The following is a 7,730-nucleotide window of genomic DNA, read 5'->3' on the forward strand; positions in this document are numbered from 1 at the left end:
GTAAAAATGAAATTATTTCTCGATATAAATTAATTTATGATTAAGGAATTCAAAAATTCCCTCATCAGACAATTCACGACCATATCCAGAATGTTTCACACCGCCAAATGGAAGATCTGGCGCTGTCCAGGTAGGACGGTTGATAAAGACCATGCCGGTATCAATTTCCTTTGCAACCCGCTTTGCACGCTCAACATCTCTTGAAAATACGGTTCCACCCAAACCAAAATCTGAATCATTGGCCAACTCAATTGCCGCTTTTTCATCTGGAACACGAAAGAACATAACAACTGGTCCAAAAAATTCTTTATAGAATACTGGATTTTGCTTGGTAATATCGGTCAAAATGGTCGCCTCCATAAAAGCGCCTGAACGATTTGGACGTTTACCACCAATCACGGCCTTGGCACCATGCTTGACAGCTTCGGCTGTCATATCTGCAATTTCCTGTGCAGCTGCCTCACTGGATAATGGACCCAATGTCGTGCTACGATCCATTGGATCACCCATTTTCAGTTTAGAAAAACAGTCTGTTAAACGTTTCAGATATTCATCTGCAACAGATTCAACAACAATGAAACGTTTTGCGGCAACACAACATTGTCCCGTATTATTCATACGACCCCAAAGACCCCATTTGCATGCTGAATCCAGGTCGGCATCTTCAAGAACAATAAATGCATCACTGCCACCCAGTTCAAGGGTGGATTTCTTAAGATTTTCACCGGCTTTGCCAGCGACAATACTTCCTGCCTTTTCACTTCCCGTAAGCGCAACACCACGGACACGACGATCGGAAATGATTTTGTCGGTATGCTGAGATAATACATAAAGATTGGTATAAACACCTTTTGGTGCACCAGCATCAAGCATCAATTTTTCAAAAGCACCCGCACATTGTGGAACAATGGAAGCATGTTTGACCATTACCACATTTCCAGCCATCAAATTCGTTGCAACAACACGAACAAGTTGATAATAAGGGAAATTCCATGGTTCAACACAGAAAATGATACCTATTGGGTCATATTCAACATAGGCCTTATGACCATCTTTTGGATGTAAGGTTTTTGGTGCAAGAAATTTTTCGGCATTTTCTGCATAGTAATCAAAAATGTCTGCAGTCAAATCAACTTCCGCTTCCGCTTCTGCAATTAGTTTTCCCATTTCCAAGGTAACATAATGAGCAAATTCCGCCTTTTTATCACGCAAAATTGATGCGGCTTTTTTCATCACTTGACGACGAGTAGCAAAATCTGTCTTACGCCATTTTAAGTAAGCAGCTTGAGCTTCATCAATTTTAGCAGCTACTTCATTCTCCGTTAATTCCTGAAAGGTCTTCACCGTTTCATTGTTAAAGGGATTAACTGATTTATAAGCCATTTAAGCCGTCCTTTCTGCTTTCTGTTTAACGTAAATTAATACTCTATCTATAATCTTTTTTATGAAATAAGCTACCTTAATATCTAATACAAATATGCAATTTCACAATGTGCGATTAAATATTTTTCATATCAGGTTATTATAACCCATATTTTAAAAGAAATATAAAAATAAATTCTATCAATCTATTTCATTTAAAATAATTATAGTATCTATTTAAATATTGTAACTGACAATAAGGCTTTTTTATGAATAATATTCTGGTTATTGGTAGTTTAAATACTGACCTCGAAACTTCTGTTGATCATTTCCCTGAAACTGGAGAAACCCTGATCGGCGGCCCCTTACAGATTCATTGTGGTGGAAAGGGGAATAATCAGGCAATAGCAGCAGCAAAACTGGGGGCATCAGTTACAATATTGGGTGCAATCGGAAATGACCATTTTGGTCAAATGCTAATAGAAAACCTTAAAAAATATCATGTCAACATTACACCTCTAAAAACCTGCAAACAAAGTCCTACTGCAACCGCATTAATAATGCATACAAATACAGATAATACAATTATTGTTACAGAAGGAGCCAATGAAAGTCTATCAGCCCAGGATATCCTCAATGCTGAATCTCTCATCAAATACCATGATATTATTCTTTTACAGCAAGAAATCCCTTTGGAAACGCAGATTGAAGCCATTGAGATTGCATATCGATTAAAAAAAATAATTGTTGTTAATCCTGCACCCTCACGACAGCTTCCTGCAGATATCATTCCAAAAATCAGTTATCTTTTACCGAACGAACATGAGATAAAAGCCTTTCGACATAATGGATCAGAAACTTACGAAGATATTATCCTGCATAGCTCTACACCCATTATCATGACATGGGGTCGCAGCGGAATACTTTTTAAAAATAAAGAAAAACAGATTCAACATATCCCCGCCTATACCGTACCAACCGTCGATACAACAGGGGCAGGTGATACATTTTGTGGCGCCTTTTGCTGTTTTCTTCATTTGGGATATGAAAAAGCGATTGAAAAAGCCTTGCAAGCTTCTGCACTTTCGGTTACACGCACTGGGGCCCAAAATGGTATGCCCACACTGAAAGAATTAACCGCCTTTCAATTTCATTAACATTTCATATCCCCAGGGAACATGTTCCTATGAGTCATACTTTTTTCCATTATGTTGATTTAATCGGAACATTTGCTTTCGCCATCAGTGGAGCTCTGGCAGCCATTAATCGTAATCTGGACATCTTTGGCGTTTTTTGCATTGCCTTTGTCACAGCCTGTGGTGGAGGAATTGTAAGGGATATCTGTATCGGTTCTTTTCCTTTAGCGGGGATGATGAATCTGGAATATCTCGTTATTGTCTTGACTTCAGTTTTCCTGGCTGCCTTTTTCCAAAAATTACTTTTACATCTCAATCATCCAACTCTGTTTTTTGATGCCATCGGATTGGGTTTTTTTGCTTCGTTTGGCGCCCATAAAGCGTTTGTTTTTACCGGAAATTGCGAAATAAGTATTTTTCTTGGAACACTTACGGCCATCGGTGGAGGAATATTGCGTGATACATTAACCGCCCTGATTCCATCCGTATTAACCAAGGAAATTTATGCCTCTGCCGCCATTGGCGGAGCCATTGTCCAAATTATGGGGGACAAGAATATTATCAGTCCCACCTTTGCTCCATGGTTTGCCATTATAATCTGTAGTGCAATTCGCTTGTTATCTTTAAAATTTAAATGGAATTTACCGTCAATCAAACAAATTCAATGAACCCTGTAATTTATCAATCTTGATATAAGGATAAAAAAAGAAAAATTATATTTGACAAAAGAAAAACTGGCTATTTTCATTAAAACAGAGTATGAACATTTTCAAAGGACCCGTAGCTCAGCTGGATAGAGCGTTGCCCTCCGAAGGCAAAGGCCATGAGTTCGAATCTCGTCGGGTCCGCCAATAGATATGTTTATCAATAAAATTAAACTTTAAATAACAATCAATTATCTCATTTTTTAATTAATATTATTCAACACGATAAATGAATCAAAAAAACAAAAAAATTAATAGTACAGAAATTTTGACTTTTTTCATGAAAAAATTACGAATATTTATTTAAGTCAATCATAAAACCACTCTTTAAAAAGTAATTCTATAATCAATAAAACCTATAATAATTAACTGTAATGCTCAAATTGTTGATCCAACCATTCAATACGTCGTTTGACGTAATCAATGATATGATTTACAGGCGATTTTTAAGATCTTACGTCATTGGTTCCGGGTCAATCAAATTTGCTTTCTCGATAATAATTTTGTTAATTGTCTCACTGGAAATTAAATTGCCATTCCACAACTCACGTCATCTTGCACAAATTTCTTGTTTGATGTGATGATATCATCGATAATTCCAAATGTTTGATATTCGGAAATATTTACCATATGGTTAGTGATTTTTCCATATCCCAACAATATAGGATTAAATTATTAGTAATACTGTAAAAAAAACGGTTAATTCATATAAAAATATATAATCAATAATAAATCCTTTTTTACATTTGTTATATCTTTCAATATCCACTTGTGCACTTTCAATAGGCGATTCATATAAACTTGGTAATCTGCTATTAATATTTCCTCACAACCAATTAAATTTCATTCATTATGATGGTAGACACATTTTTGCCCAAAATTATCCAAGTATCTTGGCTGATAACAACCTTGAATATAATGTTGATGATCAATCCCTTATTGCGTTTGGGAAAGATTATTTTCTAAAATATATAGACCCATGAGATTCATCATTATACCATACCTCACAAAGGAACCTTGCCATGGAAAATATAGCTGAATTACACATACCTAAATCAAACTAATCGTAACAGGAATATTCGTTTTCTAGTACCAAACAACTGTTTCGTCTTTATGAAAATGTCGCCATATTTAGTTGTAATATTGTTCCTAAGCAGAGTTCTATCTGTTCCATATCCTTTCAAAACCATACCTGAATCTGATAATAAAATATTTATCTACAACAGGATGCATTCTTTTATTCTATATTATGATTTTTCTTTACTGACGTTAAACTGACCTGTTCTTGCAATCCCCAGATTCTTACCGCAAAGAATTAAAATAAGATATTCCTTCAAAAAATGAAATACTTATTCCCTTCACTTTATCTGTAGGATTGCTCTCCTTTAATGAAAATCAGCAATGGTCTATTTGATTTAGATAATACGGTTAAATCCCATTCATCCGATATGTTACTACAACCAAACTAGACAAAATTTTCATTATTAATATATCCTATTTACTGCTGTTTTTTGGCATCAGCCATAAATCAGTTTTCCATAAAATTGTGACATTCCATCAAACAAAATTTCTACAAGGGTAACCGACCCTGCTCTTGTATCAATAAAGGGTTGCCTATTCTGCCATTTGACAGATGCATCAAATTCAACCTCGCAATTCCCTTCATAGGGTTGCTGAAGAATGATCGTCATGCGTTGCAACTGACCTTTTTGCCCTTGCCCAAGTGAAATCCTGCACGCTTTCTGGAGTAGAAGACGATAGCTGATTTCTCCCGCTTTTGGAAACATCAGGGTAATGGCTGGATCATTTACGATCCTGTTTTCAACCAATATACCAGCAGATAAACGATCAACAATCTGTCCACCTGTCATTTCCTGTCCCAATGATCCTTTTGCGAGACCTTGTGTCATATCAAATCTGCTCATTTTATTTACTTTCAAGTTTCATCAGCCGTGTCTCAAGATCATTGATTTTCTGTTTATGAGCGGCTAAAAGCATACAAATAACCTCGGTATATCTCAGTTTTTGACGATAAATAACGTCACCCTTGTCATCTTTTGGCACTTCCTGAACAGATTTAAGGATCGGCTTCCCGTTTTCATCCTTCTCGCCTGTATCCACCCTCTTGAATTCAGGTGATGCATCCTGCGTCCACATGGCATAATCGGATGGATCAAGTCCCGCATCCCTGATCGCCTGTTCTATATCCTGCGCGATAAAACCTGTATGAACACGTGCCTTGTCCTCACCTTTCTCTTTTATCGCGTCATTCAGCTTGTAATTGACAACATTGACATTATACAGGGCATCCAATAATTTCCTGTCAGAATTATCGGCTTTCTCATCAAGGATGGATGTGATGGTCTTGACGTTTTTGTCCGAGGTCACGTTTGGTGCGGTCTTTATGAAAAGATTGTTCCATGAATTTCCCGCACGTCCCAGGTCCCCGCCGCCATCATTAAGGGGATGAAAGGAAATAGAACCAAATGCATAATTGGCATTAATGTTGTCAGACCATACTACACTAGTAAAACTCTTGTTATTACCTTTTTCACCATTCAAATTTACAGAATACTGAATATGTATTTCCCTGGATTTTGGATTGGGTTCATAATCTTTTGTATAATCACCATTTATTGGTCTTAAACCCGCATTAATCCATGTAACACCATCCATATCCTTAGGCTGTGGATACACAAATTGTCCTGTCAAATCAAGTATTACAGTACCCAAGGGTTTATTTGCATCATCAATGGAAAAATATTTATCTAGATCTAAATTATTGACATAGGTTCTAATGTTATCAACATTACTTTGTGCTTGACTTGCAATTGCTGTGACACTTGCAATCTGTTCTTTTGTATCATTTGCTGTTTTAACAAGCTCTGAAAGTTGTTGTGATGTATTACCACCATCCATTGAAACATTACATGCAGACAGGTCCAAATCTTTTGGAGCGTTATTTTGATTTGTCATTTTATATCTCTTAATTAATTTCATTCATTAATTTGAAAAATTTATTTTAAATTTGATAGCCTAGTTTCTAAATCACTAATTCTTTGCTCGTAAACTTGTTTAAAATCCTCAAGTTTTTTCAATTTTTGTTTGAATGCTTGAATAAAAACACAAAATATTTCATCATATCGTAAAGACTGCCTGTAAACCTGATTACCATCAGCATCTTTTAAGAATACACACTCTCTTTTTGTAACAGGATTACCCCTGTCATCCTTTTCGCCTGTCTCAATATCTTGTGTCTCAAAAACTTTTTCTTCTATCCACATTCCATAATCAGAAGCTGACAAACCTTTATCTTTCAAAGACTTCTCAACCTCCTGAGCTATAAAACCATTATGCAATCTGGCTTTACCCTCTCCCTTTTTATCAATAGCGTAATTAAGCTTGAATGTATGAACATCAAGATTATAGATTGCATCTAGTAATTTTTGGTTTTCAACATTATCTTCATTACCCAGAGCGGAAACAATTTTTTTTTCGTTTTTATCAGAAGTTACGCTCAATGCCGTTTTTGAATAAATATTATTCCAGGCATGGTTTCCTATTCCAAGATCACCCACTCCATCACTATCGGGATGAAAAGCATCTCCTACAAAAGAACGATATGCATGCTTATCATCTGTCCAAGTTTTTAATACTACCCAATATTTATTTTTCAATGTATAATGTTCGATTATACGAGTACATGCAGGATCAGGACTTGCACGAAATCCATTAAGATTTAAAGTATGTCCATAAGACATAAAAACAGTTCCATTATCAGAACGTGCCTTTGGACCAATAAATTGATTTGTATCATCCAAAAGCAGAACATTACCTGATGTAAAAGATTGATCCCTTGATAAATAATTATCAAGATTCAAATCTTTAATTCGCCTTGACAATATCTCACATTTTTTATCAACGTTAATTGAGGTTTCAGAAAGTCCTGCTACTTCTCCTATTGTATCATTTGCCGTTTTTACCCATTCAGATAATGTTTTTGATGTCTTCCCTTCATCAATAGAAACAGTACAATCTGAAAGATTCAAATTCTTTGGAGAATTATTAATCATTTTAATGCCCTATATATCTACAATTGAATGAAAAAATACTAGCTATTAAGCAACACAAAGCACGCCACCATTATTCCAGGAATTTTTATAGTAGACAGAACCATCAGTAAGAACGATATTACCGTTTAATGACAATCCTTCAGGCATTTTTTTACTGCCGTTGAGATAATCATCAGAAGCTATGTATAAATTACCATTTAATGAAAAATCATTTGGAATTTCAGAAACCTTTTCAGGCGCGATAACTACTCCATCTTTATTTCTATAAAGACCGGAATTAACTTTCTCAATTGAACCATTACTCATCATAAAGGAAAAGGTTAAATCATCATTCATGATAACGGATTCAACACTAATCCCTTGCTGTCCTTTTTCTCCCTTGGGAATGGAGAACTCGAGCACGGCGGTATTTTCTGATCCTGAATTGCGAACGGATGCCTGGACATCCGGATCTG

6 protein-coding genes, 1 tRNA gene and 1 pseudogene are annotated in these 7,730 nt (G+C 35.8%); 3 read left to right on the forward strand and 5 right to left on the reverse strand.

The window, feature by feature from the left end; genetic code table 11:
* Window positions 1–12: 12 nt before the first annotated feature.
* Window positions 13–1,383, reverse strand: coding sequence for an NAD-dependent succinate-semialdehyde dehydrogenase (locus H3R33_RS08970; RefSeq protein WP_110439599.1), 1,371 nt, complete (start codon window positions 1,381–1,383; stop codon window positions 13–15).
* Between the two features lie 248 nt (window positions 1,384–1,631).
* Between H3R33_RS08970 and H3R33_RS08975 the strand changes: the two genes are divergently transcribed.
* The 3 genes from H3R33_RS08975 to H3R33_RS08985 all read left to right on the forward strand — a co-directional run bounded on the left by H3R33_RS08975 (window position 1,632) and on the right by H3R33_RS08985 (window position 3,349).
* Window positions 1,632–2,519, forward strand: a complete 888-nt coding sequence (locus H3R33_RS08975) for a ribokinase (protein ID WP_198185703.1) — start codon at window positions 1,632–1,634, stop codon at window positions 2,517–2,519.
* A gap of 29 nt (window positions 2,520–2,548) precedes the next feature.
* Entirely contained in the window at window positions 2,549–3,166 is a 618-nt protein-coding gene (locus tag H3R33_RS08980; RefSeq protein WP_110439597.1) for a trimeric intracellular cation channel family protein, read from the forward strand.
* Window positions 3,167–3,272: 106 nt separating this feature from the next.
* A tRNA-Arg gene (locus tag H3R33_RS08985) sits at window positions 3,273–3,349 on the forward strand.
* 1,370 nt (window positions 3,350–4,719) lie between these two features.
* Here the strand turns inward: H3R33_RS08985 and H3R33_RS08990 are convergent.
* From H3R33_RS08990 to H3R33_RS09005, 4 genes and pseudogenes are all read right to left on the reverse strand, one after another.
* Entirely contained in the window at window positions 4,720–5,127 is a 408-nt protein-coding gene (locus H3R33_RS08990; RefSeq protein WP_155579934.1) for a hypothetical protein, read from the reverse strand.
* Window position 5,128: 1 nt separating this feature from the next.
* Window positions 5,129–6,178, reverse strand: a complete 1,050-nt coding sequence (locus H3R33_RS08995; RefSeq protein ID WP_198185701.1) for a tail fiber domain-containing protein — start codon at window positions 6,176–6,178, stop codon at window positions 5,129–5,131.
* A gap of 41 nt (window positions 6,179–6,219) precedes the next feature.
* Entirely contained in the window at window positions 6,220–7,275 is a 1,056-nt protein-coding gene (locus H3R33_RS09000; protein WP_198185699.1) for a tail fiber domain-containing protein, read from the reverse strand.
* Between the two features lie 45 nt (window positions 7,276–7,320).
* Window positions 7,321–7,730: pseudogene (locus H3R33_RS09005) on the reverse strand (hypothetical protein); the annotation flags it as partial.

This window comes from Commensalibacter sp. B14384M2 (assembly GCF_016101865.1).
Lineage (GTDB): Bacteria > Pseudomonadota > Alphaproteobacteria > Acetobacterales > Acetobacteraceae > Commensalibacter > Commensalibacter melissae.